This window comes from Cerasibacillus quisquiliarum (assembly GCF_014202495.1).
GTDB classification, from domain to species: domain Bacteria; phylum Bacillota; class Bacilli; order Bacillales; family Amphibacillaceae; genus Cerasibacillus; species Cerasibacillus quisquiliarum.
In genome coordinates, this window is the sequence record NZ_JACHHA010000013.1 from 30,088 (window position 1) to 54,681 (window position 24,594).

The 24,594-nt window shown below is 38.0% G+C and carries 42 protein-coding genes and 1 pseudogene; all 43 read left to right on the top strand.

Annotation, left to right across the window (positions count from 1 at the left end; all coding sequences use genetic code 11):
- Positions 1 to 16 precede the first annotated feature (16 nt).
- Positions 17 to 1,207: an elongation factor Tu gene (gene tuf / locus HNQ35_RS11660; protein WP_146938345.1), complete on the top strand. Its 1,191-nt coding sequence runs from the start codon at positions 17 to 19 to the stop codon at positions 1,205 to 1,207.
- 351 nt (positions 1,208 to 1,558) lie between these two features.
- Complete coding sequence (gene rpsJ / locus HNQ35_RS11665) at positions 1,559 to 1,867, top strand: 30S ribosomal protein S10 (RefSeq protein ID WP_146938346.1); 309 nt, start codon at positions 1,559 to 1,561, stop codon at positions 1,865 to 1,867.
- A gap of 31 nt (positions 1,868 to 1,898) precedes the next feature.
- Positions 1,899 to 2,528: a 50S ribosomal protein L3 gene (gene rplC, locus HNQ35_RS11670; protein WP_146938347.1), complete on the top strand. Its 630-nt coding sequence runs from the start codon at positions 1,899 to 1,901 to the stop codon at positions 2,526 to 2,528.
- A gap of 26 nt (positions 2,529 to 2,554) precedes the next feature.
- Positions 2,555 to 3,178 (top strand): 50S ribosomal protein L4, encoded by a 624-nt coding sequence (gene rplD, locus HNQ35_RS11675; protein ID WP_146938348.1) that lies wholly within the window; start codon positions 2,555 to 2,557, stop codon positions 3,176 to 3,178.
- Complete coding sequence (gene rplW / locus HNQ35_RS11680; protein ID WP_146938349.1) at positions 3,178 to 3,459, top strand: 50S ribosomal protein L23; 282 nt, start codon at positions 3,178 to 3,180, stop codon at positions 3,457 to 3,459. The genes rplD and rplW overlap by 1 nt, the downstream gene beginning before the upstream one ends.
- 23 nt (positions 3,460 to 3,482) lie before the next feature.
- Positions 3,483 to 4,310 carry a 50S ribosomal protein L2 gene (rplB, locus tag HNQ35_RS11685; protein WP_146938350.1) on the top strand — a complete coding sequence of 276 codons (828 nt, stop codon included), beginning with the start codon at positions 3,483 to 3,485 and terminating at the stop codon, positions 4,308 to 4,310.
- Positions 4,311 to 4,375: 65 nt separating this feature from the next.
- Complete coding sequence (gene rpsS / locus HNQ35_RS11690; protein ID WP_146938351.1) at positions 4,376 to 4,654, top strand: 30S ribosomal protein S19; 279 nt, start codon at positions 4,376 to 4,378, stop codon at positions 4,652 to 4,654.
- 18 nt (positions 4,655 to 4,672) lie between these two features.
- Positions 4,673 to 5,014 carry a 50S ribosomal protein L22 gene (rplV, locus tag HNQ35_RS11695; protein ID WP_146938352.1) on the top strand — a complete coding sequence of 114 codons (342 nt, stop codon included), beginning with the start codon at positions 4,673 to 4,675 and terminating at the stop codon, positions 5,012 to 5,014.
- Between the two features lie 3 nt (positions 5,015 to 5,017).
- The gene (gene rpsC / locus HNQ35_RS11700) at positions 5,018 to 5,662 is read left to right on the top strand and encodes a 30S ribosomal protein S3 (RefSeq protein ID WP_146938353.1); all 645 of its coding nucleotides are present in this window, start codon (positions 5,018 to 5,020) and stop codon (positions 5,660 to 5,662) included.
- Between the two features lie 18 nt (positions 5,663 to 5,680).
- Positions 5,681 to 6,115: a 50S ribosomal protein L16 gene (rplP, locus tag HNQ35_RS11705; protein ID WP_146938354.1), complete on the top strand. Its 435-nt coding sequence runs from the start codon at positions 5,681 to 5,683 to the stop codon at positions 6,113 to 6,115.
- The gene (gene rpmC, locus HNQ35_RS11710) at positions 6,105 to 6,305 is read left to right on the top strand and encodes a 50S ribosomal protein L29 (RefSeq protein WP_146938355.1); all 201 of its coding nucleotides are present in this window, start codon (positions 6,105 to 6,107) and stop codon (positions 6,303 to 6,305) included. Before rplP ends, rpmC begins: the two co-directional genes overlap by 11 nt.
- Before the next feature lie 24 nt (positions 6,306 to 6,329).
- A complete protein-coding gene (gene rpsQ, locus HNQ35_RS11715; RefSeq protein WP_146938356.1) occupies positions 6,330 to 6,593 on the top strand; it encodes a 30S ribosomal protein S17 in 264 nt (87 codons plus the stop codon).
- Positions 6,594 to 6,632: 39 nt separating this feature from the next.
- Positions 6,633 to 7,001, top strand: coding sequence for a 50S ribosomal protein L14 (gene rplN, locus HNQ35_RS11720; protein WP_146938357.1), 369 nt, complete (start codon positions 6,633 to 6,635; stop codon positions 6,999 to 7,001).
- Positions 7,002 to 7,036: 35 nt separating this feature from the next.
- Positions 7,037 to 7,348: a 50S ribosomal protein L24 gene (rplX, locus tag HNQ35_RS11725; protein WP_146938358.1), complete on the top strand. Its 312-nt coding sequence runs from the start codon at positions 7,037 to 7,039 to the stop codon at positions 7,346 to 7,348.
- 26 nt (positions 7,349 to 7,374) lie between these two features.
- On the top strand, positions 7,375 to 7,914 hold the full coding sequence (rplE, locus tag HNQ35_RS11730) for a 50S ribosomal protein L5 (protein WP_146938359.1): 540 nt from the start codon (positions 7,375 to 7,377) through the stop codon (positions 7,912 to 7,914).
- A gap of 119 nt (positions 7,915 to 8,033) precedes the next feature.
- Entirely contained in the window at positions 8,034 to 8,219 is a 186-nt protein-coding gene (locus HNQ35_RS11735; RefSeq protein WP_146938360.1) for a type Z 30S ribosomal protein S14, read from the top strand.
- Between the two features lie 31 nt (positions 8,220 to 8,250).
- Positions 8,251 to 8,649 (top strand): 30S ribosomal protein S8, encoded by a 399-nt coding sequence (gene rpsH / locus HNQ35_RS11740; protein ID WP_146938361.1) that lies wholly within the window; start codon positions 8,251 to 8,253, stop codon positions 8,647 to 8,649.
- Between the two features lie 29 nt (positions 8,650 to 8,678).
- Complete coding sequence (rplF, locus tag HNQ35_RS11745; protein WP_146938362.1) at positions 8,679 to 9,215, top strand: 50S ribosomal protein L6; 537 nt, start codon at positions 8,679 to 8,681, stop codon at positions 9,213 to 9,215.
- 30 nt (positions 9,216 to 9,245) lie between these two features.
- On the top strand, positions 9,246 to 9,608 hold the full coding sequence (gene rplR, locus HNQ35_RS11750) for a 50S ribosomal protein L18 (RefSeq protein WP_146938363.1): 363 nt from the start codon (positions 9,246 to 9,248) through the stop codon (positions 9,606 to 9,608).
- 21 nt (positions 9,609 to 9,629) lie between these two features.
- Positions 9,630 to 10,133 carry a 30S ribosomal protein S5 gene (gene rpsE, locus HNQ35_RS11755; protein WP_146938364.1) on the top strand — a complete coding sequence of 168 codons (504 nt, stop codon included), beginning with the start codon at positions 9,630 to 9,632 and terminating at the stop codon, positions 10,131 to 10,133.
- Between the two features lie 14 nt (positions 10,134 to 10,147).
- The gene (gene rpmD, locus HNQ35_RS11760) at positions 10,148 to 10,327 is read left to right on the top strand and encodes a 50S ribosomal protein L30 (protein ID WP_146938365.1); all 180 of its coding nucleotides are present in this window, start codon (positions 10,148 to 10,150) and stop codon (positions 10,325 to 10,327) included.
- Positions 10,328 to 10,358: 31 nt separating this feature from the next.
- Positions 10,359 to 10,799, top strand: coding sequence for a 50S ribosomal protein L15 (gene rplO, locus HNQ35_RS11765; RefSeq protein WP_146938366.1), 441 nt, complete (start codon positions 10,359 to 10,361; stop codon positions 10,797 to 10,799).
- On the top strand, positions 10,800 to 12,089 hold the full coding sequence (secY, locus tag HNQ35_RS11770; protein WP_146938367.1) for a preprotein translocase subunit SecY: 1,290 nt from the start codon (positions 10,800 to 10,802) through the stop codon (positions 12,087 to 12,089).
- A 30-nt stretch (positions 12,090 to 12,119) separates the two neighbouring features.
- The gene (locus HNQ35_RS11775; RefSeq protein ID WP_146938368.1) at positions 12,120 to 12,770 is read left to right on the top strand and encodes an adenylate kinase; all 651 of its coding nucleotides are present in this window, start codon (positions 12,120 to 12,122) and stop codon (positions 12,768 to 12,770) included.
- Positions 12,771 to 12,902: 132 nt separating this feature from the next.
- A pseudogene (locus HNQ35_RS11780) lies at positions 12,903 to 13,237 on the top strand (KOW motif-containing protein).
- Positions 13,215 to 13,433 (top strand): translation initiation factor IF-1, encoded by a 219-nt coding sequence (gene infA, locus HNQ35_RS11785; protein ID WP_146938369.1) that lies wholly within the window; start codon positions 13,215 to 13,217, stop codon positions 13,431 to 13,433. The pseudogene HNQ35_RS11780 and the gene infA overlap by 23 nt, the downstream one beginning before the upstream one ends.
- A gap of 35 nt (positions 13,434 to 13,468) precedes the next feature.
- A complete protein-coding gene (gene rpmJ / locus HNQ35_RS11790) occupies positions 13,469 to 13,582 on the top strand; it encodes a 50S ribosomal protein L36 (protein ID WP_146938370.1) in 114 nt (37 codons plus the stop codon).
- Positions 13,583 to 13,605: 23 nt separating this feature from the next.
- Positions 13,606 to 13,968, top strand: a complete 363-nt coding sequence (rpsM, locus tag HNQ35_RS11795; RefSeq protein ID WP_146938371.1) for a 30S ribosomal protein S13 — start codon at positions 13,606 to 13,608, stop codon at positions 13,966 to 13,968.
- 24 nt (positions 13,969 to 13,992) lie between these two features.
- Positions 13,993 to 14,385: a 30S ribosomal protein S11 gene (rpsK, locus tag HNQ35_RS11800; RefSeq protein ID WP_146938372.1), complete on the top strand. Its 393-nt coding sequence runs from the start codon at positions 13,993 to 13,995 to the stop codon at positions 14,383 to 14,385.
- Between the two features lie 213 nt (positions 14,386 to 14,598).
- Positions 14,599 to 15,543 carry a DNA-directed RNA polymerase subunit alpha gene (locus HNQ35_RS11805; protein ID WP_146938373.1) on the top strand — a complete coding sequence of 315 codons (945 nt, stop codon included), beginning with the start codon at positions 14,599 to 14,601 and terminating at the stop codon, positions 15,541 to 15,543.
- Positions 15,544 to 15,752: 209 nt separating this feature from the next.
- Positions 15,753 to 16,103 carry a 50S ribosomal protein L17 gene (rplQ, locus tag HNQ35_RS11810; protein ID WP_146938374.1) on the top strand — a complete coding sequence of 117 codons (351 nt, stop codon included), beginning with the start codon at positions 15,753 to 15,755 and terminating at the stop codon, positions 16,101 to 16,103.
- A 137-nt stretch (positions 16,104 to 16,240) separates the two neighbouring features.
- The gene (locus HNQ35_RS11815; protein ID WP_146938375.1) at positions 16,241 to 17,080 is read left to right on the top strand and encodes an energy-coupling factor ABC transporter ATP-binding protein; all 840 of its coding nucleotides are present in this window, start codon (positions 16,241 to 16,243) and stop codon (positions 17,078 to 17,080) included.
- Entirely contained in the window at positions 17,056 to 17,925 is an 870-nt protein-coding gene (locus tag HNQ35_RS11820) for an energy-coupling factor ABC transporter ATP-binding protein (protein WP_146938376.1), read from the top strand. Before HNQ35_RS11815 ends, HNQ35_RS11820 begins: the two co-directional genes overlap by 25 nt.
- A complete protein-coding gene (locus HNQ35_RS11825; protein WP_146938377.1) occupies positions 17,922 to 18,722 on the top strand; it encodes an energy-coupling factor transporter transmembrane component T family protein in 801 nt (266 codons plus the stop codon). The genes HNQ35_RS11820 and HNQ35_RS11825 overlap by 4 nt, the downstream gene beginning before the upstream one ends.
- Positions 18,723 to 18,746: 24 nt before the next feature.
- Positions 18,747 to 19,493, top strand: a complete 747-nt coding sequence (gene truA, locus HNQ35_RS11830) for a tRNA pseudouridine(38-40) synthase TruA (RefSeq protein ID WP_146938378.1) — start codon at positions 18,747 to 18,749, stop codon at positions 19,491 to 19,493.
- Positions 19,494 to 19,650: 157 nt separating this feature from the next.
- Positions 19,651 to 20,088: a 50S ribosomal protein L13 gene (gene rplM / locus HNQ35_RS11835; protein ID WP_146938379.1), complete on the top strand. Its 438-nt coding sequence runs from the start codon at positions 19,651 to 19,653 to the stop codon at positions 20,086 to 20,088.
- Positions 20,089 to 20,107: 19 nt separating this feature from the next.
- Positions 20,108 to 20,500: a 30S ribosomal protein S9 gene (gene rpsI / locus HNQ35_RS11840; protein WP_146938380.1), complete on the top strand. Its 393-nt coding sequence runs from the start codon at positions 20,108 to 20,110 to the stop codon at positions 20,498 to 20,500.
- Positions 20,501 to 20,623: 123 nt separating this feature from the next.
- Positions 20,624 to 21,595: a MobP2 family relaxase gene (mobP2, locus tag HNQ35_RS11845; protein WP_170226717.1), complete on the top strand. Its 972-nt coding sequence runs from the start codon at positions 20,624 to 20,626 to the stop codon at positions 21,593 to 21,595.
- A gap of 67 nt (positions 21,596 to 21,662) precedes the next feature.
- A complete protein-coding gene (locus tag HNQ35_RS11850; RefSeq protein WP_146938382.1) occupies positions 21,663 to 22,145 on the top strand; it encodes an N-6 DNA methylase in 483 nt (160 codons plus the stop codon).
- A gap of 17 nt (positions 22,146 to 22,162) precedes the next feature.
- Complete coding sequence (locus HNQ35_RS11855) at positions 22,163 to 22,963, top strand: hypothetical protein (protein WP_146938383.1); 801 nt, start codon at positions 22,163 to 22,165, stop codon at positions 22,961 to 22,963.
- The gene (locus HNQ35_RS11860; protein WP_146938384.1) at positions 22,953 to 23,417 is read left to right on the top strand and encodes a DUF5085 family protein; all 465 of its coding nucleotides are present in this window, start codon (positions 22,953 to 22,955) and stop codon (positions 23,415 to 23,417) included. Before HNQ35_RS11855 ends, HNQ35_RS11860 begins: the two co-directional genes overlap by 11 nt.
- Complete coding sequence (locus HNQ35_RS11865; RefSeq protein ID WP_146938385.1) at positions 23,407 to 23,850, top strand: DUF5085 family protein; 444 nt, start codon at positions 23,407 to 23,409, stop codon at positions 23,848 to 23,850. Before HNQ35_RS11860 ends, HNQ35_RS11865 begins: the two co-directional genes overlap by 11 nt.
- 32 nt (positions 23,851 to 23,882) lie before the next feature.
- Positions 23,883 to 24,500: a hypothetical protein gene (locus HNQ35_RS11870; protein WP_146938386.1), complete on the top strand. Its 618-nt coding sequence runs from the start codon at positions 23,883 to 23,885 to the stop codon at positions 24,498 to 24,500.
- The last annotated feature ends 94 nt before the right edge of the window (positions 24,501 to 24,594 follow it).

The following is a 24,594-nucleotide window of genomic DNA, read 5'->3' on the forward strand; positions in this document are numbered from 1 at the left end:
GAAGGAGGAACTATAAATGGCTAAAGAAAAATTTGATCGCTCCAAAGAGCACGTTAACATTGGTACAATCGGACACGTTGACCACGGTAAAACTACATTAACAGCTGCTATCACTAACGTTATGAACAAATTAAACGGTTCAGGTGAAGCAAAAGCATATGATGAAATCGACGGTGCACCAGAAGAAAGAGAACGTGGTATTACTATTGCTACTTCTCACGTAGAATACGAAACAGAAACACGTCACTATGCACACGTTGACTGCCCAGGACACGCTGACTATGTTAAAAACATGATTACTGGTGCGGCACAAATGGACGGTGCTATTCTAGTTGTATCTGCTGCAGATGGCCCAATGCCACAAACTCGTGAACATATTCTACTTTCACGTAACGTAGGTGTTCCAGCAATCGTTGTGTTCATGAACAAAGTAGATATGGTTGATGACGAAGAATTACTAGAATTAGTAGAAATGGAAATCCGTGAACTATTATCTGAATACGAATTCCCAGGTGACGATATTCCAGTTATCGCAGGTTCAGCACTAAAAGCATTAGAAGGTGTTGAAGAATACGAACAAAAAATCGTTGAACTTATGAACGCAGTTGACGAATATGTACCTACTCCAGAGCGTGATACTGACAAACCATTCATGATGCCAGTTGAGGACGTATTCTCTATTACTGGACGTGGAACAGTTGCTACTGGACGTGTAGAACGCGGTCAAGTTAAAGTAGGAGACGAAGTAGAAATCATCGGACTTGCTGATGAAGCTACAAAAACAACTGTTACAGGTGTTGAGATGTTCCGTAAGCTTCTTGACTATGCAGAAGCAGGAGATAACATCGGTGCATTACTTCGTGGAGTAGAGCGTGAAGATGTTAAACGTGGTCAAGTAATTGCTGAGCCAGGTACAATTACACCACATACAAAATTTAAAGCAGAGGTTTACGTTCTTTCTAAAGAAGAAGGTGGACGTCACACAGCATTTTTCTCAAACTATCGTCCGCAATTCTACTTCCGTACAACTGACGTAACTGGTGTTGTTAACTTACCAGAAGGTGTAGAAATGGTTATGCCAGGTGACAACGTAGAAATGGAAGTTGAATTAATTTCACCAATCGCGATTGAAGACGGTACACGTTTCTCAATTCGTGAAGGTGGACGTACAGTAGGTTCAGGTGTTGTAACTGAAATTGTTGAGTAATCAATAACTGATTTAAATCAGGTAGACTCTTATATGAGAGTACTACCTGATTTTCTTTTTCTGAGATTTATTTCAGGTAGATCCAATAAAAGGAATATATTAAATGAAAAAAACTTGCCGTAATCCTTGCAATCTATATAGATAGTTTGTATAATTAATAAATGTGCAATCCGTTATAAATGGTGGAACTTGCACTATCAGCGGCAATTTTATATAATATTGACGTTGACTGAAAAAATAGGCAATGATGCGAAAGGTTGTTGGCACACCCGGCCCCTTTGCCATGGCGGTGAGTCAAGAAATTTTCGTGGAGCAAGTCTATTATAAAATGGGCGAAAAGGAGGGAAAGTAATGGCAAAAGAGAAAATTAGAATTCGTTTAAAAGCATATGATCATCGTATTTTAGATCAGTCTGCTGAAAAGATTGTTAACACAGCAAAACGCTCTGGAGCAAATGTCTCTGGACCAATTCCTTTACCAACCGAAAGGTCAGTTTATACAGTTCTTAGAGCGGTCCATAAGTATAAAGATGCTCGTGAACAATTCGAAATGCGTACACATAAACGCTTAATCGATATTGTCAATCCAACGCCACAAACAGTTGATTCGTTAATGCGTCTTGACTTACCGTCTGGTGTTGATATAGAAATTAAACTATAATTTATGAAAGAATTTAGGAGGTGTAACGGATATGACGAAAGGAATCTTAGGCCGCAAAATCGGCATGACTCAATTGTTTACTGAGAATGGAGAACTTATCCCAGTAACTGTTATTCAAGCTGAGCCAAATGTTGTATTACAAAAGCGTACGATGGAAAATGACGGCTATGAAGCCATTCAAATCGGTTTTAAAGATCAAAAGGAATCACGTACTAATAAAGCTGCAAAGGGCCATGCTGAAAAAGCAAACACAACCCCTAAGCGCTACATTCGTGAGATCCGTAACGCAAACCTTGATGAATATGAAGTAGGTCAAGAGGTTAGCGTAGATGTTTTTGCAGCAGGAGATAAAGTTGATGTTACTGGAACATCTAAAGGGAAAGGTTTCCAAGGATCTATTAAACGCCACAATTATGCGCGCGGACCAATGTCTCATGGTTCTAGATATCATAGAGGACACGGTACAATGGGGCCAGTTGATCCAGCACGTGTATTACCAGGAAAGAAACTTCCAGGACAAATGGGTTCAGAACAAGTAACCATTCAAAATTTAGAAGTTGTTAAAGTCGATACAGAACGCAACTTATTATTAATTAAAGGAAATGTACCTGGTGCAAAAAAATCAGTCGTAAAAATTACGAGTGCAGTGAAGGCTAAATAATCATATAAATGAAGGGAGGAAATGTCATGCCTAAAGTAGCACTATTTAAGCAAGATGGTTCACAAACAGGTGACATCGAATTAAATGAGGCTGTTTTCGGAATTGAACCGAATACACATGTTTTACATGAAGCAGTCGTTATGCAACGCGCATCTCTACGTCAAGGAACACATAAAGTGAAAAACCGTTCCGAAGTACGAGGAGGCGGACGTAAACCGTGGCGTCAAAAAGGAACAGGTCGTGCACGTCAAGGTTCTATCCGCTCACCACAATGGGTAGGAGGCGGAGTCGTCTTTGGACCGACACCACGTAGCTATAGCTATAAACTTCCAAAAAAAGTACGCCGTCTAGCATTACGGTCTGCTCTATCATCAAAAGTAGCAAACGACAACGTTATTGTATTAGAAGAGCTTGTGTTTGAAGCGCCTAAGACAAAACAATTTGTAGATATGCTAAATAATCTAAAAGTAGATACGAAAGCACTAGTAGTTACAACAGACAAAGACGAAAATGTAATTCGCTCAGCAAATAACCTTCAAGAAGTTAAAGTGCTAACTGTTGAAGAAGTAAATGTATTAGATTTGCTGGCGCATGACAAGCTGATCTTAACAAAAGACGCAGCGGAAAAAGCAGGGGAGGTGTTCGCGTAATGAAAGACCCACGTGATATTATTAAACGCCCTGTCATTACAGAACATTCTGCTGATTTGATGGCAGATAAAAAATACACATTTGAAGTTAGCCCGAAAGCAAACAAAGCAGAGATCAAACATGCAATTGAAGTTATCTTTGATGTGAAAGTTGATAAAGTTAACACGATGAATTTAAAAGGAAAGTTTAAGAGAATGGGCCGTTACGGTGGCTTTCGTCCAAATCGTAAAAAGGCGATTGTACAGCTTTCCGAAGATAGTAAGGAATTAGATTTCCTATAATAAAGTGAAGGAGGGAAAATACAATGGCGATTAAGAAGTTTAAACCTACCACAGGTGGTAGACGTACAATGACAGTATCTACTTTCTCAGAAATCACAACAGATCGTGCTGAGAAATCACTATTAAACGCATTAAACAAAAAAGCTGGACGTAATAACCAAGGAAGAACAACCGCACGCTTCAAAGGAGGCGGCCATAAACGTCGGTACCGTTTAATTGATTTCAAACGAAACAAAGACGGCATACCAGGACGCGTTGCTACAATCGAATATGATCCAAACCGTTCTGCAAACATCGCATTAATTCATTATGTAGATGGTGAAAAACGTTATATTTTAGCACCGAAAGGTTTAAAAGTTGGCGACACAATTGAGTCTGGTGAACATGTGGATATCATTACAGGAAACGCATTACCACTTAAAAACATTCCTGTAGGTACAATTATCCATAATGTTGAATTAAAACCAGGACGTGGCGGTCAACTCGCACGTTCAGCAGGAGCAGAAGCGCAGATCCTAGGACGTGAAGATAAATATGTACTAGTTCGTCTGTCTTCAGGTGAGGTTCGCTTAATTCTAGGAACATGTCGTGCAACGGTCGGTCAGGTAGGAAATGTTGAACACGAATTAATTCGTGTTGGTAAAGCCGGACGTTCACGCTGGTTAGGTAAACGACCACATGTACGTGGTTCTGTTATGAACCCAGTCGATCACCCACACGGTGGTGGTGAAGGACGTACACCAATTGGTCTTAAATCCCCTGTTACACCATGGGGTCAGCCTACAATTGGATACAAAACACGTAAAACGAAAAAGTCTGATAAGTACATTGTACGTAGACGTAAAAAATAAACGAAACAGAATAGGATGACGGGAGGGAGAATCCCCGTCTCTTAACTCTGAAAGGAGGTTCATTCATGGGCCGTAGTCTAAAAAAAGGACCTTTTGCAGATGACCATCTGATGAAGAAAATCGATGAATTAAATGAACAAGATAAAAAACGTGTTATTAAAACATGGTCACGTCGTTCAACTATTTTCCCATCATTCGTAGGACACACTATAGCTGTTTATGACGGACGTAAACATGTGCCTGTATACATTACAGAAGACATGGTGGGACATAAACTAGGTGAATTTGCACCAACACGTACGTTCAAAGGGCATTCTGCTACTGAGAAAATTACAGTAAAATAATGAGAGGAGGCACTTCGTATGCAAGCAAAAGCCGTAGCGAAATCAGTTCGCATAGCGCCTCGTAAAGTACGCTTAGTTATAGATTTGATTCGAGGAAAAGACGTGCATGAAGCGATTGCTATTTTAAAACATACACAGCGCAGCGCTTCACCAGTCGTTGAGAAATTATTAAATTCAGCAATAGCTAATGCTGAACATAACTATGAAATGGATACAGATAATTTAGTTGTATCTGAAGCATATGTTAATGAAGGTGTAACACTTAAACGATTCCGTCCTCGTGCACAAGGCCGTGCAAGCGGAATTAATAAACGCACAAGCCACATTACCGTGGTTTTAACAGAAAAGAAGGAGGGGTAATCAGTGGGCCAAAAAATTAACCCAACAGGTCTTCGTGTCGGGATTATAAAAGACTGGGAGTCTAAATGGTATGCCGATGACAAAGACTATGCAGACTTACTACATGAAGATATTAAAATCAGAGAATATCTTGAGGACCGCTTAAGCAAAGCTGCTGTATCTACAATTGAAATTGAGCGCGCAGCTAACCGTGTTAATATTACAATTCACACAGGTAAACCAGGAATGGTGATTGGTAAAGGCGGTTCTGAAGTAGAAGCTTTACGAAAAGAACTTAATAAACTAACTGGCAAACGTGTTCATATTAACATTGTTGAAATTAAAAAAGTTGATTTAGATGCTAAATTAGTTGCAGAAAATATTGCACGCCAATTAGAAGGACGTATCTCATTCCGTCGTGCACAGAAACAAGCGATCCAACGCGTTATGCGCGCAGGAGCAAAAGGTGTTAGAACGATTGTTTCAGGCCGACTAGGAGGAGCAGACATCGCTCGTGCAGAACAATATAGTGAAGGGACAGTACCACTACACACTTTACGCGCAGACATTGACTACGCAAGTGTAGAAGCAGATACCACATATGGTAAACTTGGTGTAAAAGTGTGGATCTATCGTGGAGAAGTCCTTCCAGAAAAACCAAAAAAATAAGGAAGGGGGCAACGAATTATGTTAATGCCTAAACGCGTGAAATATCGTAAAGAACATCGTGGCAGAATGAAAGGCCAAGCTAAAGGTGGAAAAGAAATATCCTTTGGTGAATACGGATTACAAGCATTAGAACCAACATGGATTACAGCACGCCAAATTGAGGCAGCACGTATCGCCATGACACGTTTCATGAAACGTGGTGGTAAAGTTTGGATTAAAATTTTCCCAAACAAACCATATACTGCAAAGCCTCTAGAAGTACGAATGGGATCTGGTAAAGGTGCTCCAGAAGGATGGGTCGCTGTTGTAAAACCAGGAAAAATCCTATTTGAAATCGCAGGTGTAGAAGAAGAGGTTGCACGTGAAGCATTGCGCCTTGCCTCTCATAAACTGCCGATTAGAACTAAATTTGTAAAACGTGAAGAAATTGGTGGTGAAATCAATGAAGGCTAATGAAATTAGAGAACTGACCACTGCCGAAATTGAGCAAAAAGTACAATCTTTAAAAGAAGAATTATTTAATCTTCGTTTCCAACTAGCGACTGGCCAACTTGAAAATACTGCACGTATCCGTCAAGTTAAAAAGTCTATCGCACGTATGAAAACAGTTATCCGTGAACGTGAATTAAGCGTTAATAACTGATTATGAGAGGAGGTTAACCTCATTATGGCTGAACGTAATGATCGAAAAGTTTATACTGGTCGAGTCGTATCAGATAAAATGGATAAAACAATTACTGTTTTAGTTGAGACTTACAAAGTCCATCCATTATATAAGAAACGTATTAAAGACTCGAAAAAATTTAAAGCACATGACGAAAATAATCAAGCAAAAACAGGCGATATCGTTCGTATTATGGAAACTCGCCCACTATCAGCGACAAAACGCTTTCGCTTAGTCGAAATCGTTGAAGAAGCAGTCATTATATAATGTTCGCTCGGAAGGTGTCCGAAAGGAGGTCACAGTATTATGATCCAACAAGAAAGTACTTTGAAAATAGCAGATAACTCTGGTGCACGTGAAGTAAAGACGATTAAAGTCCTCGGTGGAACTGGACGCAAAACAGCTAATATTGGAGATGTAGTTGTTTGTTCAGTTAAACAAGCTACACCAGGAGGCGTTGTCAAAAAAGGTGAAGTCGTTAAAGCGGTCATCGTACGTACAAAAACAGGTATCCGCCGCAATGACGGTTCTTATATCCGTTTTGATGAAAATGCGGCTGTCATCGTCCGTGATGATAAGAGTCCACGTGGAACACGTATTTTTGGACCTGTTGCACGTGAATTACGTGACGCAGACTTCATGAAAATTATTTCTTTAGCTCCAGAAGTATTGTAATAAACGAATTGACCTTGTAAGGAGGTGCATCAAGCATGCATGTAAAAAAAGGCGATAAAGTTAAAGTGATTTCCGGAAAAGACCGCGGAAAACAAGGTACAGTTTTAGAAGCATTTCCTAAAACGGATCGTGTACTTGTAGAAGGTATTAACATGGTTCACAAACACGCAAAGCCTTCACAAGAAAATCCGCAAGGCGGAATTCTTAATCAAGAAGCACCGATCCATGTTTCCAATGTTATGCCTATTGATCCAAAAACAGGTGAACCGACACGAGTTGGTTATGAGGTTCGTGACGGCAAGAAAGTTCGCATTGCAAAAAAATCCGGTGAACCTTTAGATAAATAATTTGTTGGCGAAAGGAGGGCATCATGATGAATCAATTGAAACAAAAATATCAAGAAGAAATCGTTCCATCTCTAGTTGAGAAGTTTAACTATTCATCCGTTATGGAAGTACCAAAAATCGAAAAAATTGTTATTAATATGGGAGTAGGCGACGCTGTTCAAAACGCTAAAGCGTTAGATAGTGCAGTTGAAGAGCTCTCATTAATTTCTGGGCAAAAGCCTGTAATCACACGTGCGAAAAAATCAATCGCAGGTTTCCGATTACGTGAAGGTATGCCAATAGGAGCAAAAGTAACGCTTCGCGGAACTCGTATGTATGAATTTTTACAAAAACTAATCAGTGTTGCTTTACCAAGGGTGCGTGACTTCCGTGGTGTATCTAAAAAGGCATTCGATGGCCGTGGAAACTATACACTTGGAATTAAAGAACAATTGATTTTCCCAGAAATCGACTATGATAAAGTAAACAAAGTTCGTGGTATGGATATCGTTATTGTAACTACTGCCAATACTGATGAAGAAGCTCGTGAACTGTTAGCTCAACTAGGTATGCCATTCCAAAGATAATAATTCTTAAGGATATGAAGGAATGACCGTTCTTAAAGGCTATTTCGTAAATCGTGTTGCTACTGTATAGCGCTTTATGACGAGAAAGACGTTTAAGAGCTAAACAAGGAGGGAAAATTGTGGCCAAAAAATCAATGATAGCGAAACAGAAACGCCCACAGAAATATAAAGTCCGTGAATATACACGTTGTGAACGCTGTGGTCGTCCACATTCTGTAATCCGCAAATTTAGACTTTGCCGTATTTGTTTCCGCGAACTTGCCCATAAAGGTCAAATTCCTGGTGTCAAAAAAGCAAGCTGGTAAACCCGTAAATTAGGGAAGGAGGTAAATATTAATGGTAATGACAGATCCAATTGCAGATATGTTAACTCGTATTCGTAATGCGAGCGAGGTAAGACATGAAAAATTAGAGCTTCCGGCTTCTAAAATGAAGAAAGAAATTGCAGATATTCTAAAACGTGAAGGATTCGTCCGTGATTACGAATTAATCGAAGACAATAAACAAGGTGTACTTCGTATATTCCTTAAATACGGTCCAAATGATGAACGTGTTATAACTGGTCTAAAACGTATTAGTAAACCAGGTCTTCGTGTATATGCAAAAGCAACAGAAGTACCTCGTGTATTAAATGGATTAGGAATTGCAATCGTATCAACATCAAAAGGCGTGCTTTCAGACAAAGAAGCACGTGCACAAGCCGTTGGCGGCGAAGTTCTCGCATATGTATGGTAAGGAACAATTAGGTTGAGGAGGTGTAAGTTATGTCTCGTACAGGATTAAATCCTATCGAAATTCCACAAGGTGTAGAAGTTACATTAGATGGAACGACTGTTAAGGTTAAAGGCCCAAAAGGCGAATTATCAAGAGAAATAAGTGACACGATTCATGTTAAAATAGAAGAAAACACGATATATCTTGAGCGATCAAGCGATACGAAAGAACAACGCTCTTTACATGGAACAACACGTAGTCTCATTGCTAATATGGTAGAAGGAGTTAGCAAAGGTTTCCAAAAAGAACTAGAGATTATCGGTGTCGGTTACCGTGCTCAAAAACAAGGTAATAAAGTGATCATCAACGCAGGATATTCACACCCTGTAGAAGTTGAACCGTTAGAAGGTACTGAAATCGATGTTCCTAAAAACACACATTTAGTTGTTAAAGGCATTGACAAAGAGGCAGTAGGTGCGCTAGCTGCAAACATTCGTGCAATTAGACCACCTGAGCCATATAAAGGAAAAGGTATCCGTTACGTTGGTGAATACGTACAACGTAAAGAAGGTAAGACTGCTAAATAAGGTTAGTTAGAGCAGAAAGGAGTGACGTTAATGATCACTAAGACAAGTAAAAATGTAACGCGAAAAAGAAGACATGCACGTGTACGTCGTACCCTTCAAGGTACAACAGAACAACCACGTCTTAACGTTTTTCGTTCAAATAAACATATCTATGCACAGTTGATTGATGACACTGAGGGTAAAACTTTAGCAGAAGCATCAACAGTAGATAAAGAATTAGCACTTGATTCTACAAGTACAGTAGAAGCTGCTGAAAAAGTAGGAGAATTAATCGCAAAACGTGCTCTAGAAAAAGGCTATACTTCGGTTGTTTTTGACCGTGGTGGCTACCTATTCCATGGGCGTGTCAAAGCATTAGCAGAAGCTGCTCGTAAAGCAGGTCTTGAATTTTAATAAAAAGGAGGGGACCTATAAATGCGTACAATTATTGATCCGAATAAGTTAGATCTTGAAGAACGTGTTGTTACAGTTAATCGTGTAGCAAAAGTAGTAAAAGGTGGACGTAATTTCCGTTTCACAGCGCTAGTTGTAGTTGGTGATAAAAACGGTCATGTAGGATTTGGTACAGGAAAGGCGTTAGAAGTACCAGATGCTATTAAAAAGGCAATTGAAAACGCGAAGAAGAACCTTATAAAAGTACCAATTGTTGGAACAACAATTCCACATGAAATTCATGGGAAGTTTGGCTCTGGAAACGTCCTTATGAAACCAGCAGCAGAAGGTACAGGAGTTATCTCTGGTGGTCCAGTTCGTGCGGTACTAGAGCTTGCAGGAATTGGTGACATCTTGACAAAATCCCTAGGTTCAAACACGCCAATCAACGTTGTCCGTGCTACAATTAATGGCTTAGCTAACTTAAAGCGTGCCGAAGATGTAGCAAAATTACGCGGCAAAACGGTTGAAGAACTGTTAGGTTAAGGGAGGGAAGTTAGATGTCTAAAGTTAAAATCACCCTTAAAAAAAGTGTGATCGGCGCACAAAAAAAACAGTTACAAACAGTCGAAGCACTCGGCTTAAAAAAAGTTAATGACTCCGTTGAAAAAGCAGATACACCTGCTGTTCGTGGGATGATTGATAAAGTATCTCACCTTGTAACAGTAGAAGAGCTATAATGACTATATACTTTAAAGAGGAGGTGCTCGCATGAAACTTCATGAATTAAAACCAGAAGAAGGTTCACGTAAGAAACGCAATCGAGTAGGACGCGGAATGGCATCAGGCCACGGAAAAACCTCTGGTAGAGGACATAAAGGTCAGAAGGCACGTGCAGGCGGAAAGGTGCGTCCAGGTTTTGAAGGTGGTCAAACACCACTATTCCAACGTCTGCCTAAACGTGGATTTACTAATATTAACCGTAAAGAATATGCGATTGTTAATCTTGACACATTAAATCGATTTGAAGACGGTACAACAATTACACCTGAGCTCTTACTTCAAGAAGGTATCGTAAAAAACCTGAAATCAGGTGTTAAGATTTTAGGAAACGGAACGCTTGATAAAAAATATACAGTAAAAGCTCATAAGTTTTCTGCTTCAGCTAAAGAAGCGATAGAAACAGCGGGCGGTAAGGCTGAGGTGATTTAATTGTTCCGGACAATCTCCAATTTTATGCGCGTAGGTGATATCAGACGGAAGATTATTTTCACATTACTGATGCTCATTGTATTCCGTCTGGGCACATTTATTCCGGTACCATTTACAGATAAGCAAGCACTTGACTTTATGAACCAACAAAATGTGTTTGGCTTTTTAAACACATTTGGCGGTGGCGCGTTACAAAACTTCTCCATTTTTGCAATGGGAATTATGCCTTACATTACAGCATCGATTATCATGCAATTGTTGCAGATGGATGTTGTACCAAAGTTTACTGAATGGAAAAAGGAAGGCGAGACAGGCCGTAAGAAATTAGCTCAAGTGACGCGGTACGGAACTGTCGTTCTTGCATTTATTCAAGCGATTGCAACATCAATTGGCTTTAATGCGATGGCAGGTGGACTATTAATTAAAGATCCAAGTGCTATGAAGTTTATTATCATTGCACTCGTGTTAACTGCAGGAACAACCTTTTTAATGTGGCTAGGTGAACAAATTACCGCAAATGGTGTCGGTAACGGTATTTCGATTATCATTTTCGCAGGTATTGTTGCTGCCGTACCAAACGGTATCCAGCAACTTTATATCCAGTATTTCGATAATCCAGGTGATGAGTTGTTTCTTAACATTGTAACTGTTGCTTTAATCATATTAGTCGCGATTGCCGTAACAGTAGGGGTTATTTTTATCCAACAAGCGTTAAGAAAGATACCGATTCAATACGCTAAAAAGATTGTTAACCGTTCACCAGTCGGTGGTCATTCAACCCATTTACCACTCAAAGTAAATGCTGCAGGTGTTATACCAGTTATTTTCGCTGTAGCGTTTATTATGGCGCCGCGAACTATTGCAGGCTTCTTTGATGGTAAAGTAGCGAATACGATTGAGTATATTTTTGATTATACAAACCCTGTCGGTATGATCATCTATGTCGCGCTCATTATTGCGTTTACGTATTTCTATACGTTCGTTCAAGTCAACCCTGAACAAATGGCTGAGAATTTACAAAAACAGGGTGGGTATATCCCAGGCATTCGACCTGGTAATCATACAGAAACTTATTTAACCCGAGTCATTAATCGATTAACATTTGTTGGCGCCATCTTCCTAGCTGTTGTATCTGTCTTCCCGATCATATTAGCAGCAATAGCGAACCTTCCATCAGGTATCCAAATCGGTGGAACGAGCTTACTCATTGTCGTAGGGGTTGCATTACAAACGATGAAACAGTTAGAGAGCCAATTAGTTAAACGACATTACAGAGGTTTTATAAGATGATGAAAGGTCAATGAAAGCGAGGGGAAAACGATGAAGTTAATACTAATGGGTCTTCCTGGTGCAGGTAAAGGCACTCAGGCAGAAAAGATAAGCGAAGTCTATCATATCCCTCATATTTCAACAGGAGATATGTTCCGTCTAGCAATGAAAGAAGGAACAGAACTCGGAAAGAAAGCAAAATCTTTCATGGACCAAGGTAATCTTGTACCTGATGAGGTTACGATTGGTATAGTGAAAGAGCGGCTTTCAAAAGACGACTGTAAAGATGGATTTTTATTAGATGGCTTTCCACGAACAATAGCTCAAGCGGAAGCATTAGAAGAGCTATTAGAAGAAATGGGAACGGCTCTTGATTATGTATTACATGTCAATGTACCGAAAGAAAAGCTTGTCGAACGTCTAACAGGACGTCGTATATGTCCAACTTGTGGTACATCATATCATGTGTTATATAACCCTCCTAAACAAGAGGGCATATGTGATAAAGATGGAGCGACTCTTATTCAAAGAGATGACGATCAAGAAGCAACCGTTAAAAATCGTTTACAAGTTAATATCGAACAAAGTCAACCATTAATAGACTTTTATAAAAAGAAAGGTTATCTAGTTGATATTAATGGTGATCAAGATATTGACCTTGTATTTAAGGATATTCAAACCATTCTTGAAAACAATCATTAGAGAGATGCAATTCTCTTTATGACGTTATATAATAGATGTCGTAGTGTTTGACTATATAAGTGACACACGAATAGCAGTGAACTACTAAGGTCTTTGCAAACTTTAAATAAACCTAAATGAAGGTGATCGTTGTTGAGCGAAGTGGATGGTATACCGCGAATAGGTGAAGTTGTCCGTATTCTGCGAGGACGAGAAGCAGGGCAGTATGCGATTATTATAGATGTGATCGATGATCGTTTTGTTCTGCTTGCTGATGGTGAAAAGCGTAAATATGACAGACCGAAGAAGAAAAATCTGAATCATATTGAGCTCTTAGATTATATTTCTCCAGAAGTCCAAAACAGCCTTCTAGAAACTGGTCGTGTCACAAATGGTAAATTACGATTTGCTTTAGATAAATTTGTAAATGAGATTGTGACTGATTAAAGAAGGGAGATCAACACGATGGCAAAAGAGGACGTTATTGAAGTGGAAGGTATTGTTACTGAAACATTACCGAACGCGATGTTTAATGTAGAACTCGAAAATGGTCATACTGTTTTAGCACATGTATCTGGTAAGATTCGTATGCACTTCATTCGTATTCTACCAGGTGATAAAGTGACTGTAGAACTTTCACCATATGATTTGACTAAAGGACGAATCACGTATCGTTATAAATAAGTGCATAAGCTCCGATATAAAAGGAGGTAAAGATAATGAAAGTAAGAGCATCTGTAAAACCGATGTGTGAAAAATGTAAAATAATTAAACGCAAAGGAAAAGTCATGGTGATTTGCGAAAATCCAAAGCATAAACAAAAACAAGGTTAACTTTGAGGAGGTGCTGATATAAAATGGCTCGTATAGCAGGTATTGATATTCCACGTGATAAACGTGTTGTCATTTCATTAACATATATCTATGGCATTGGTAAACCAACCGCACAAAAAATCCTTCAAGATGCAGGTGTATCAGAGGATACACGCGTACGTGACTTAACAGAAGACGAATTAGGAAGAATTCGTCAAGAAGTTAATCATTACACTATAGAAGGGGACCTTCGCCGTGAAAAATCTCTAGACATTAAACGTTTAATAGAGATTGGTTCATATAGAGGAATGCGTCACCGTAAAGGATTACCAGTACGTGGTCAAAGCACAAAAAATAATGCTCGTACACGCAAAGGTCCACGTCAAGCGACCGCTGGTAAAAAATAATAAGTAAAGGAGGAACAAACATCAATGGCACAACAAAAAACTACTAATCGTAAACGCCGTGTGAAAAAAAATGTTGAATCTGGAGTAGCACATATTCGTTCTACGTTTAATAACACAATTGTAACCATTACTGATACACATGGTAATGTTGTCTCTTGGAGTTCTGCAGGTGCATTAGGATTTAAAGGATCTCGTAAATCCACTCCTTTTGCCGCTCAAATGGCTGCGGAATCAGCAGCAAAACCAGCATTAGAAAGTGGTATGAAAACATTAGAAGTTACAGTAAAAGGTCCAGGTGCTGGTCGTGAAGCAGCTATTCGTTCTTTACAAGCAGCAGGACTAGAAGTTACAGCTATTCGCGACGTAACTCCAGTACCACATAATGGTTGCCGCCCACCAAAACGTCGTCGTGTATAACGCTTAAAGGCGTATAGAATTTGTCAGCCTGTCTATAATGGGTTATGATGACATAAGATATGTCTTTTAACTCATAAACCTATTAAACAACATCGCATAGACAAAATGATACGAAAGAAATAGTGCAGAGACGATGCAAACTGCCTATTTGGGGGAATTTCGGTTAAACATACTTAACCGGGGTTTCGACGTTTTTAAGGAGGGGTTTAAGGAATGATCGAAATTGAAAAGCCGAAAATTGAAACGGTAGAGATCAGCGAGGACGCTACATTCGGGAAGTTCGTTGTCGAACCACTTGAACGTGGGTATGGAACTACATTAGGAAACTCCTTGCGTCGTATCCTGCTATCCTCACTTCCGGGCGCTGCTGTTACATCAGTTCAAATTGATGGAGCTCTTCATGAATTCTCAACAATTGAAGGAGTCGTTGAAGATGTAACAACGATTATTTTAAATTTGAAAGATTTAGCTCTGAAAATTTATTCCGATGAAACGAAAACATTGGAAATTGATGTGCAAGGAGAGGGGACAGTTACGGCTCGAGACTTGATTTATGATAGTGATGTAGAAGTATTGAATCCGGATCTCCATATTGCAACGCTAAATGAAAAAGGAAGTCTGCATATGAAACTCACTGCCGAACGTGGTCGCGGCTATCGTCCAGCAGAGGACAATAAGCGGGATGATTTTCCAATTGGTGTTATTCCAATTGATTCCGTTTTTACACCAGTTTCACGTGCAAACTATCAAGTTGAAAATACTCGTGTAGGTCAAAGTGCAAACTACGACAAACTTACATTTGATGTTTGGACAGACGGAAGTATACGCCCAGAAGAAGCAGTATCTCTTGGCGCTAAAATTTTAACAGAACATCTTAATATATTTGTTAGTTTAACAGAAGAAGCTCAAAGTGCTGAAATTATGGTGGAAAAAGAAGAAGATCAGAAAGAAAAAGTGATGGAAATGACAGTTGAAGAACTTGATCTTTCTGTAAGGTCTTACAACTGCCTAAAGCGTGCTGGTATTAATACTGTTCAAGAACTAACAACGAAATCTGAAGAAGATATGATGAAGGTACGTAATCTAGGACGCAAGTCATTAGATGAGGTCAAATCAAAACTAGCCGAACTAAATTTAAGTTTGCGTAAAGATGACTAACATTTAACGACATCTTTAGAGAAAAGGCACAAAAAGCTCGTCGATACGCTATATTATTCTTCGTTGATTTCTTGATTACGACTATTTGCTATGAACCGTTCTGTTACAAAAAAATAGTTTATTTTACAAAACAAGAATGAAACGAATAATTATAGCGTTTTTTACAGCTTTTTGACCGGCTACATTTGGAAATAAGGGAGGGATAGTCCATGCCAAGAAAACTAGGCCGTAGTACGGACGCTCGTATGGCATTACTTCGCAACCTTGCATCTGATTTAATCCTTCACGAACGTGTTGAAACAACAGAAGCAAAAGCGAAGGAATTAAAAAAAGTAGTAGAAAAAATGATCACACTTGGTAAACGTGGCGATCTTCACGCACGACGCCAGGCAGCTGCATTTCTATATAACAAAACAAATGAAGAAGAAAAAGTTATCGACAAACTTTTCGGTGATATTGCATCACGTTATGAAGAACGGCAAGGTGGCTACACACGCGTACTTAAACTGGGTACACGTCAAGGTGATGGATCAAAAATGGCGATTATTGAACTTGTGTAATACCCCATACAAGCTAAGGGCAGGACTGAATCTCTTTCATGAGGTGAATCCAAGCCCTTTTTTTGCATATTAAGTGAAGTGAAAAGCGAACGTATAAAAAAACCCAAGCAGTTGAGCGAAGGATGAGGAGGCACACGATGGAGAATAAGTTAATAGAGTTTAGAAATGTATCCTTTCGATACACAGATGAGCAGCCTTGGGTATTGAAGGATTGTTCGTTCACCATTTATGAAAATGAATGGGTGGCCATTATCGGACATAACGGTTCAGGTAAATCAACGATAGCAAAACTTATGAACGGATTAATCTTCCCACAAAAGGGAGAAATATTAATCGGTGACAAGATTATTGATGAGCAAACGGTATGGGAAATACGCCGTGAAGTAGGCATGGTGTTTCAAAATCCTGATAACCAATTTGTCGGTACTACAGTTCAAGATGACGTCGCTTTCGGTATGGAGAACAGAGGGTTTCCAAGAGAAGAAATGATTCGTTTAATCGATGAATCATTATCAGCTGTCGGTATGGAGAAATATCGTTTGACAGAACCATACCGACTCTCAGGTGGCCAGAAACAACGTGTCGCGATTGCAGGTGTCTTAGCTATTTCACCTAAAGTGTTGATTCTAGACGAAGCAACATCGATGCTTGATCCAAAAGGACGATTGGAAATTATGGAGACCGTCGCTCATATTCAAACAGAACGCGATTTATCACTTATTACGATTACACATGACTTAAATGAAGTGACTCAAGCCGATCGAGTGATTGTCATGAATCGTGGTGAACTTTGGAAAGAAGGCACACCAAGAGAAATATTTACTGAAAAAGCATCACTTCGGCAAATTGGACTTGATGTTCCATTTTCATCGACCTTAGCAGAAGAACTACGTCGCTATCACATACCAATTGAAAAGGAACCACTTAATCATGAGGAATTGTTGGAGGAACTATGGACATTACATTCAAAGATGTGAGCTATATTTATCAGAAAAACACACCGTTCGCTCATAAAGCGCTCGATCGCATTTCATTTCATATACCATCAGGTTCATTTGTTGCTATTATTGGACATACAGGTTCAGGTAAATCAACCCTTATACAACATTTAAATGGTCTTATCACGCCTAGTGAAGGAGAAGTCTTAATTGGAGATGTTCGTATAACGAACCGTGAAAAGCCTAAAGACATGAAGACGTTACGCAGTCAAGTTGGCGTTGTTTTCCAATATCCAGAACATCAATTATTTGAAGAAACGATTGAAAAGGATATCGCATTTGGTCCACAGAACTTTGGAATTTCCGAAGAAGAGACGAACGAACGAATCAAAGAAGTTTTACCAATGGTAGGCTTATCTGAAGCGCTTTTAGGACGTTCACCTTTTGACTTAAGTGGGGGACAAATGCGTCGTGTCGCGATTGCAGGGGTATTGGCGGTTAAACCACGGGTCCTCGTATTAGATGAACCGACAGCTGGTTTAGACCCAAGAGGGCAGCAGGAAATTATGGATATGTTTTATCAACTGCATCAAAAGGAACAGCTAACGACTGTTCTAGTCACACATAGTATGGAAGATGCGATGAAGTATGCCGACCATATTCTCATTTTGAATAAGGGTAAGATTTATATGGAAGGCCGACCAGAAGATGTCTTTACAGAGGTAGAAGCATTGAACAAGGTGCAACTTGATACACCAGAGATTATTCAATTTATGAATAAGTTTTCTAAACGCTTTAATATGAAGATTCCTTTTCAACGGCAGACCCCTAAACAATTAGCAAAGCAGATGTATCATCTGTTTAAAGGGGATGAACGAACATGAATAACCTTATTATTGGGCAATATGTTCCAGGGCGTTCAGTCGTTCATCGACTTGATCCACGAACGAAAATAACGATTATCTTCTTCTTCGTTATTATCGTCTTCTTCGCTAATTCATTTTGGAGTTATTTTGTCCTAACGTTATTCGGCTTAACGAGTATGTTCGCTTCAAAGGTTCCGATGCGTTTTATGATGAAAGGGTTAATGCCAGTTTGGTTTTTAATAGTCTTTACATTTATTTTGCACTTATTTATTAATAAAGAAGGCACTTTGTTAATCGATTGGTCATTTATTAAAATTTATTCCAGTGGTGTTATTCAAGGAATCGCCATATCTATGCGTTTTTTCTTATTAATTTTAATGACTTCCTTATTGACACTTACGACGACACCGATTGAAATAACCGATGCTGTTGAAGAAATGCTTCATCCATTAAAGCGGATTAAATTCCCTGTTCATGAACTGGCTCTCATGATGTCGATTTCGCTTCGTTTTATTCCGACTCTCGTACAGGAAACGGATAAGATTTCTAAAGCACAAGCTTCAAGAGGTGTTGATTTCAGAACTGGTCCAGTTAAAGACCGTATCAAAGCCGTTGTCCCGTTACTCGTCCCGCTTTTTGTCAGTGCCTTTAAACGCGCAGAAGAACTGGCAATGGCGATGGAAGCGCGTGGTTATCAAGGTGGCGAAGGCCGAACGAAATTACGAGAATTAAAGCTTTCTAAATTAGATATATGGATTTATTGTTTATTTATCTGTGTCATCATTGCCCTGTTTTTAACGAGACATTATGGATAATTATAGAGAAAGGTCGAATGACTCATGAAGAGGATGAAATGTGTCATTAGTTATGACGGGACGAACTTTTCTGGATTTCAAGTGCAACCTTTAAAACGAACGGTTCAAAGTGAACTAGAAAAAGCACTCAAAAAAATTCATAAAGGTCAAGACATACGAATATTTCCTTCTGGTCGAACTGATCGGGGAGTACATGCGATTCGACAAACGATTCATTTTGACACATCAAATCAAATGAATGAAAAAAGTTGGAAAAAAGCACTAAACGCTTTGTTACCAGAAGATGTGTATGTGAAGGAAACAAAGCATGTTCCATCATCTTTTCACGCGCGTTTTTCAGCGATTGAAAAAGAATATCGATATGTCATATTAAACACTCAAGAGCCAGATGTATTCCGTAGACATTATGCTTATCACTTTCCATATGCATTAGATATGACTCAGATGAGAAAAGCGTGTCACTATTTAGAAGGAAAGCATGATTTTACAGCTTTTTCATCCGCTCGCTCTACTGTAAAGGGAAGTAAGGTTCGCACACTTTATGAAGCATCTTGTCAACAAAAGGGCTCTGACATTATGTTCGTTTTTCGTGGCGATGGTTTTTTATATCATATGGTGCGTATTTTAGTCGGAACATTATTAGAGGTCGGTCAAGGAAAGCGAAAGCCAGAGCATATTAAACAGTTACTTAAACAACAAGATCGTAAGCAAAGTGGTAAGACAGCCCCACCACAAGGGTTGTATTTATGGGATGTTACATATCCTGAATAAAGTAAAGAAAAGCAGTTAAATTGTTGACAGCACCCTTTATTTTGTTATATAATTTCTTATGGCGTTTTATTTTCAATACCACGATTAGCCCCGAAACTAATTGTGTTAATGATAGGAATAAACATTTGAAACGAGTTTGAAATTGGAGGGAAACATGATGCGTACAACATTTATGGCAAATGAAAGTAATATTGAACGCAAATGGTTGCTTGTAGACGCAGAAGGAAAGCGTCTTGGTCGTTTAGCGAGCGAAATAGCTCATATCCTTCGCGGTAAACATAAACCAACATATACACCACATGCTGATACAGGTGACTATGTGATTGTAATTAATGCTGACAAAGTCGAATTAACAGGTAATAAAGAAACAGATAAGATTTATTACCGCCATTCTGGCTATGCTGGTGGTCTTAAAGAGCGTACAGCGGCTGAAATGCGTGAGAAGTTCCCAGAAAGAATGGTTGAACAAGCAGTAAAAGGCATGTTACCAAAAGGTAAACTTGGCCGCAAAATGGGTAAGAAATTATTCGTCTATAAGGGCTCTGAACATCATCATGAAGCACAAAAACCAGAAGTTTACGAACTTCGTGGATAATTAAAGGGAGGTAAATCAATTGGCACAAGTACAGTACTACGGCACAGGTCGTCGTAAAAAATCAACTGCACGTGTACGTTTAGTTCCAGGAACTGGCCGTATCATCGTTAATGATCGTGAAGCGAAAGATTATTTTCCATATGAAACACAGCTACTGATTATGAACCAACCATTAGTAGCAACAGAAACACAAGGCACATACGACGTTTTAGTTAACGTTCATGGTGGAGGTTTCACTGGCCAAGCTGGCGCAATCCGCCACGGAATTGCTCGTGCACTTCTCGAAGCTAACCCAGAATTCCGTACAGTACTAAAACGTGAAGGATTCCTAACACGTGACGCACGTATGAAAGAGCGTAAGAAATACGGTCTTAAAAAAGCCCGTCGTGCACCACAGTTCTCAAAACGTTAAAACCATTATTAATATTGGGATTGAGCCCATTCTTCTATTTCAGGAGAATGGGCATTTTACATACATTTTTTCTTTTTACTCCCCCGTTACTCCCCCTATGAACTAATGTCTTAATTCTCGTCCATAAAATCGTTAAATAACGAATGGTTAGAAGAACAAGGTCTTTACAATTCAAAAACACATTGGTTAAACGAAAGCAAGATGAAAAATGTCGTTAGAGAAGCAATAAGTACAATGATTGAAAATGAAAAGATGCGGATGCCTATTTGGATAGCATCTTTTCATTATAATACTGATAATATTCATGTTCATATTGCTACAGTTGATTTAGATCCCTCTTATTTACCTAAAGTACAAGCTATAAATCCAAAGACCAAAGAGCCTATTTATGATGATAATGGGAATGCTATTTTGCAATTTCGAGGAATGCGAAAACAAAGTACAATCAAGAAAATGAAGTCAACCGTAATAAGTAAAATAATTGATCGTACAACCGCCTATAAACGTATTGATGAATTAATTAGAGATAATGCACGTAGATTTAAGGAAATTGATTTACACAGTAATAAAAAAATGAAGGATCTTTTCTGTAATGCGATTGAAAATATGCCTAATGATTTAAAACAGTGGAAATACGGATATTATACTGTAAACAATGCACGTCCATTTATTGATCAAATTAGTAAACTATATATGGAAACATATCATAAGAATGAAATGCTAGAATTAATGGATATATTGGATGAACAAGTAGAATTATCGAAAAGACTTTATGGTTCACAAAGCGATCATCAAAAATACAAGGATAACAAGTTAGATGAATTAAAAAGAAGATTAGGTAATTCTGTAATAGCAGAAATGAAGAAATATTATAAAAATGAATATTTAAAAACGAACAATGAAAATATTAACCGTAATATCAGCTATAAGATGCAAAATGGTAGGTATCGTTATGATTTTAAACCTTTAAATAAAGCATCATTAGAGTTAAATAGAACAATATATTTATTAAAGAAAGCATTGTATAAAACGTTTCATGATTATCAGACAGAGAGAAATATATCGGAATTTGATCGAATGCTTGAAGGAAATTAATGCAAAAAACTTTGAAAGAACCACATTTAGTTACTTCAATGTGATATCATAATGAAAGGTGATCAGAATGCTATTAAAAAGTGAAGCATCTATAGAAAAATTATCTGGAAGATACTATACACCGATTTCTTTAGCAAGATTTATTGTCCAGTGTGGATTAAATGAAAATGCAAAAGAAATCCTAGAACCAAGTTGTGGAGATGGTGTATTTTTGGATGCTATTAAAGAAATGGATAATCATGACTTTTCATGTACAGGAGTTGAAATATCAACAGAAGAAGCAAATAAGGCAAGAAGTCGTATTCTATTGGATAATAGATTTGAAATTATTACAACGGATTTCTATGAGTACTATAAAGAATATAATCATAAAACTTTTGACTTTATTGTTGGTAATCCTCCTTATATAAGATATCAATATCTTACGGAAGAACAAAGAAATATTCAAAGCAAATTATTAATAAAGAACAATTTAAAGCCTAATAAATTAATAAATGCAATGGATAGAATAAAGGATGGATTTAGAAAGTTAAAAAGTTGGTTTAGTTAAAAGGGAGTCGATTCAAAATGTTGTTGAAACAATTAAATAAATTAGATGAACGAGATTTTGCGGTACTGAGGGGCCCGTTGGAATCGGGTAGACAAAGTCCAAAATCGATTGCTGGGACACTAGTAATGTCCACCTTTAGCTTAGCACTTTTTGTGTATCTGATGTACTTAATGACAACATCAAACACAAATTTTCCGTATAAAGATCTCGTATTCTACATTTATTCTGTCGTAACAATTTTACTAATAATTGGTGCACTGTTTTATTCTATCCCTGCTATTTATAAAAGAGGACAGAAAATGCAATACTTTATGATGGTTTTAGTGTCACAATTTATTTTTGGTTTGTTCTTTTTCCTTACCACTTTACTATTGTTAGGTATGAACAGATATTTTTTGTTTGATGAAAGCTCATTAATAATGATAGCTATCATGTTATTGGCAGGTGGTTTTATTCTTTTTGTGTTCACTTGGATACGTTTTATCATCCTCTTAAGAAGAGGAGAGTACCGAACGGGTTCTAAAAAGGGGAGGCTAAGAAATAAGTTTGAGGGTAAAACGATTGTTCCTACAGCGATTATTGTCGGAACAAGTTTATCTTTGCTCGTCCAATCCGTCTTTAACAATATGTTTATTTTCGAAGGAAATGTCATCATGTTAGTGATTGGAAGTCCGTTACTTTTTTTTACGATGCTGTTTATCTTACCCGAACAATTAGTCATTTTATATTGTAAATATCGCTTTGAAAGTTTCAATTTTGATAAAGACGGACAACTTATCCCGATGATAAATGAGGTGGATGAAGTAAATGAAATTTGAGAAGAAATCACTTATTTTTGATTATGTCATTACATATCAAACGAGGCAACTTAGGACAGATTGGCAAGAAGGAATTTTATTGATGGAAGACTTTACGTTAACTAAAAATATTTATCAAAATGGTCCGATTTTTTTCTCAGTTGAATCGGAATTAAATGAACGACACTTTGGCCGATTTACATACTATCTTCCCATTAATGAGGAAGTGATCTTAGGAGAAAATCCTCACTACGGATTTTTAAAACAATTTCGTCTAGAGGATGCACTCGTATTACGCCAAGCGGATCAAGAGGTTGACTTTCATGTTGCCTACGAAAAATTAAAACAGTATGCGAAAGAACAGAAGATTTCGCTAGAAAATAAGTTTTATTGCGTACTATTAAACGTATACGGTGATTATACTATCGATTTATACGTCCCTGTAATAAAAGCGGGTGAACAACATGATTTTTGATAATCATCGCATCCACTATCGAAATGTCGTTTCAAAATATTATAAATTTACACCGGCTGAGATTGATGCAGCAATCAGTGACTTTGTTCAATTATTAGATCAACTAGGATATCATCCGGTTGGGCGTTATTTTTATGCACTATTAAGTGAACCGACTGATGAGTTGATGGTGGCAGAAATTTTTATACCAATTGAAGAAAATGACTTTCATAATACTTCTAATGAAGAAATGTACTTTCGTAGTTATTTCAACATTGAACCGATGGTAATGACGCGCGTGATGGAAAATTACGAAGAAGAGGCTCAAATAAAATATTGGGATTTAATGCGATTTATCAAAAATCGAGGATTAGAGCAAAAAACACCGATGTTTTTTGAATTTAAATCAAGTAATAATGGAAAAGCCTTTGTAGAAATGGGTTTTGGTATATAACTTATCATATTACAGCGAATGGAGAGGTTATGTTGAAGAAATTATCGTTAATTATCTCACTTATATTTGTATTATTACTATTTGGATGTGGTAGTAGCACGAATGAAATCGAACAGGAACAGCAAGAAGAAACGATGGAAGTAAATGATTCTTCTGAAGAAGTGAGTAAAGAGGAAAGTAGTACCGAAAATTCAGTAACAGAAGGAAAAGGTGATTTAACACTTCAAATATTAAAGGTGGATGAGGAAGCAGGGGTTTCGATAGACGATCATGAACTATATCAAGCACTTCAGGCAGAAATCGCTGCGGATCCAAAGATGGGAGATGAAAATGATTTTAGTTTACTCCCTTATAACGTCGTACAATATGAGGATGGTAGTAAAGGACTTGTTTTTCTCGCAATTAATCGATTGAATGAACCGATTCGAAACCTTACCTTTGAATTAACATTTGGTCATCAAGACGGTGAATATATTTTTGAAGATTATGTCGTTGATCTACCAGAGGATTATATGGGTGTTTTAGAAGCGGATGGAGCTGTACCGTTCTTTCTCGATATATCTGATGAAGATGAAGCGTTATTCGAACGGTTAACACCAGAAAATGTATATATAGAAATGAGTAATTTTGGCATAGATTTTGCGGAATAAGAAAAAACCATAGCGAAGCTGCTATGGTTTTTTCTTGGTTTAAATAATGAAGTCTTGTCGCAAACTTTTGAGACTGGTATGATAATGATAGCAT

Bases quoted from the DNA above. Each gene is read 5' to 3' on its own strand.
- tuf (WP_146938345.1), top strand. From the start codon at position 17: ATGGCTAAAGAAAAATTTGATCGCTCCAAAGAGCACGTTAACATTGGT.
- rpsJ (WP_146938346.1), top strand. From the start codon at position 1,559: ATGGCAAAAGAGAAAATTAGAATTCGTTTAAAAGCATATGATCATCGT.
- rplC (WP_146938347.1), top strand. From the start codon at position 1,899: ATGACGAAAGGAATCTTAGGCCGCAAAATCGGCATGACTCAATTGTTT.
- rplD (WP_146938348.1), top strand. From the start codon at position 2,555: ATGCCTAAAGTAGCACTATTTAAGCAAGATGGTTCACAAACAGGTGAC.
- rplW (WP_146938349.1), top strand. From the start codon at position 3,178: ATGAAAGACCCACGTGATATTATTAAACGCCCTGTCATTACAGAACAT.
- rplB (WP_146938350.1), top strand. From the start codon at position 3,483: ATGGCGATTAAGAAGTTTAAACCTACCACAGGTGGTAGACGTACAATG.
- rpsS (WP_146938351.1), top strand. From the start codon at position 4,376: ATGGGCCGTAGTCTAAAAAAAGGACCTTTTGCAGATGACCATCTGATG.
- rplV (WP_146938352.1), top strand. From the start codon at position 4,673: ATGCAAGCAAAAGCCGTAGCGAAATCAGTTCGCATAGCGCCTCGTAAA.
- rplP (WP_146938354.1), top strand. From the start codon at position 5,681: ATGTTAATGCCTAAACGCGTGAAATATCGTAAAGAACATCGTGGCAGA.
- rpmC (WP_146938355.1), top strand. From the start codon at position 6,105: ATGAAGGCTAATGAAATTAGAGAACTGACCACTGCCGAAATTGAGCAA.
- rpsQ (WP_146938356.1), top strand. From the start codon at position 6,330: ATGGCTGAACGTAATGATCGAAAAGTTTATACTGGTCGAGTCGTATCA.
- rplN (WP_146938357.1), top strand. From the start codon at position 6,633: ATGATCCAACAAGAAAGTACTTTGAAAATAGCAGATAACTCTGGTGCA.
- rplX (WP_146938358.1), top strand. From the start codon at position 7,037: ATGCATGTAAAAAAAGGCGATAAAGTTAAAGTGATTTCCGGAAAAGAC.
- rplE (WP_146938359.1), top strand. From the start codon at position 7,375: ATGAATCAATTGAAACAAAAATATCAAGAAGAAATCGTTCCATCTCTA.
- rpsH (WP_146938361.1), top strand. From the start codon at position 8,251: ATGGTAATGACAGATCCAATTGCAGATATGTTAACTCGTATTCGTAAT.
- rplF (WP_146938362.1), top strand. From the start codon at position 8,679: ATGTCTCGTACAGGATTAAATCCTATCGAAATTCCACAAGGTGTAGAA.
- rplR (WP_146938363.1), top strand. From the start codon at position 9,246: ATGATCACTAAGACAAGTAAAAATGTAACGCGAAAAAGAAGACATGCA.
- rpsE (WP_146938364.1), top strand. From the start codon at position 9,630: ATGCGTACAATTATTGATCCGAATAAGTTAGATCTTGAAGAACGTGTT.
- rpmD (WP_146938365.1), top strand. From the start codon at position 10,148: ATGTCTAAAGTTAAAATCACCCTTAAAAAAAGTGTGATCGGCGCACAA.
- rplO (WP_146938366.1), top strand. From the start codon at position 10,359: ATGAAACTTCATGAATTAAAACCAGAAGAAGGTTCACGTAAGAAACGC.
- HNQ35_RS11775 (WP_146938368.1), top strand. From the start codon at position 12,120: ATGAAGTTAATACTAATGGGTCTTCCTGGTGCAGGTAAAGGCACTCAG.
- infA (WP_146938369.1), top strand. From the start codon at position 13,215: ATGGCAAAAGAGGACGTTATTGAAGTGGAAGGTATTGTTACTGAAACA.
- rpmJ (WP_146938370.1), top strand. From the start codon at position 13,469: ATGAAAGTAAGAGCATCTGTAAAACCGATGTGTGAAAAATGTAAAATA.
- rpsM (WP_146938371.1), top strand. From the start codon at position 13,606: ATGGCTCGTATAGCAGGTATTGATATTCCACGTGATAAACGTGTTGTC.
- rpsK (WP_146938372.1), top strand. From the start codon at position 13,993: ATGGCACAACAAAAAACTACTAATCGTAAACGCCGTGTGAAAAAAAAT.
- HNQ35_RS11805 (WP_146938373.1), top strand. From the start codon at position 14,599: ATGATCGAAATTGAAAAGCCGAAAATTGAAACGGTAGAGATCAGCGAG.
- rplQ (WP_146938374.1), top strand. From the start codon at position 15,753: ATGCCAAGAAAACTAGGCCGTAGTACGGACGCTCGTATGGCATTACTT.
- HNQ35_RS11815 (WP_146938375.1), top strand. From the start codon at position 16,241: ATGGAGAATAAGTTAATAGAGTTTAGAAATGTATCCTTTCGATACACA.
- HNQ35_RS11820 (WP_146938376.1), top strand. From the start codon at position 17,056: ATGGACATTACATTCAAAGATGTGAGCTATATTTATCAGAAAAACACA.
- HNQ35_RS11825 (WP_146938377.1), top strand. From the start codon at position 17,922: ATGAATAACCTTATTATTGGGCAATATGTTCCAGGGCGTTCAGTCGTT.
- truA (WP_146938378.1), top strand. From the start codon at position 18,747: ATGAAGAGGATGAAATGTGTCATTAGTTATGACGGGACGAACTTTTCT.
- rplM (WP_146938379.1), top strand. From the start codon at position 19,651: ATGCGTACAACATTTATGGCAAATGAAAGTAATATTGAACGCAAATGG.
- HNQ35_RS11850 (WP_146938382.1), top strand. From the start codon at position 21,663: ATGCTATTAAAAAGTGAAGCATCTATAGAAAAATTATCTGGAAGATAC.
- HNQ35_RS11855 (WP_146938383.1), top strand. From the start codon at position 22,163: ATGTTGTTGAAACAATTAAATAAATTAGATGAACGAGATTTTGCGGTA.
- HNQ35_RS11860 (WP_146938384.1), top strand. From the start codon at position 22,953: ATGAAATTTGAGAAGAAATCACTTATTTTTGATTATGTCATTACATAT.
- HNQ35_RS11865 (WP_146938385.1), top strand. From the start codon at position 23,407: ATGATTTTTGATAATCATCGCATCCACTATCGAAATGTCGTTTCAAAA.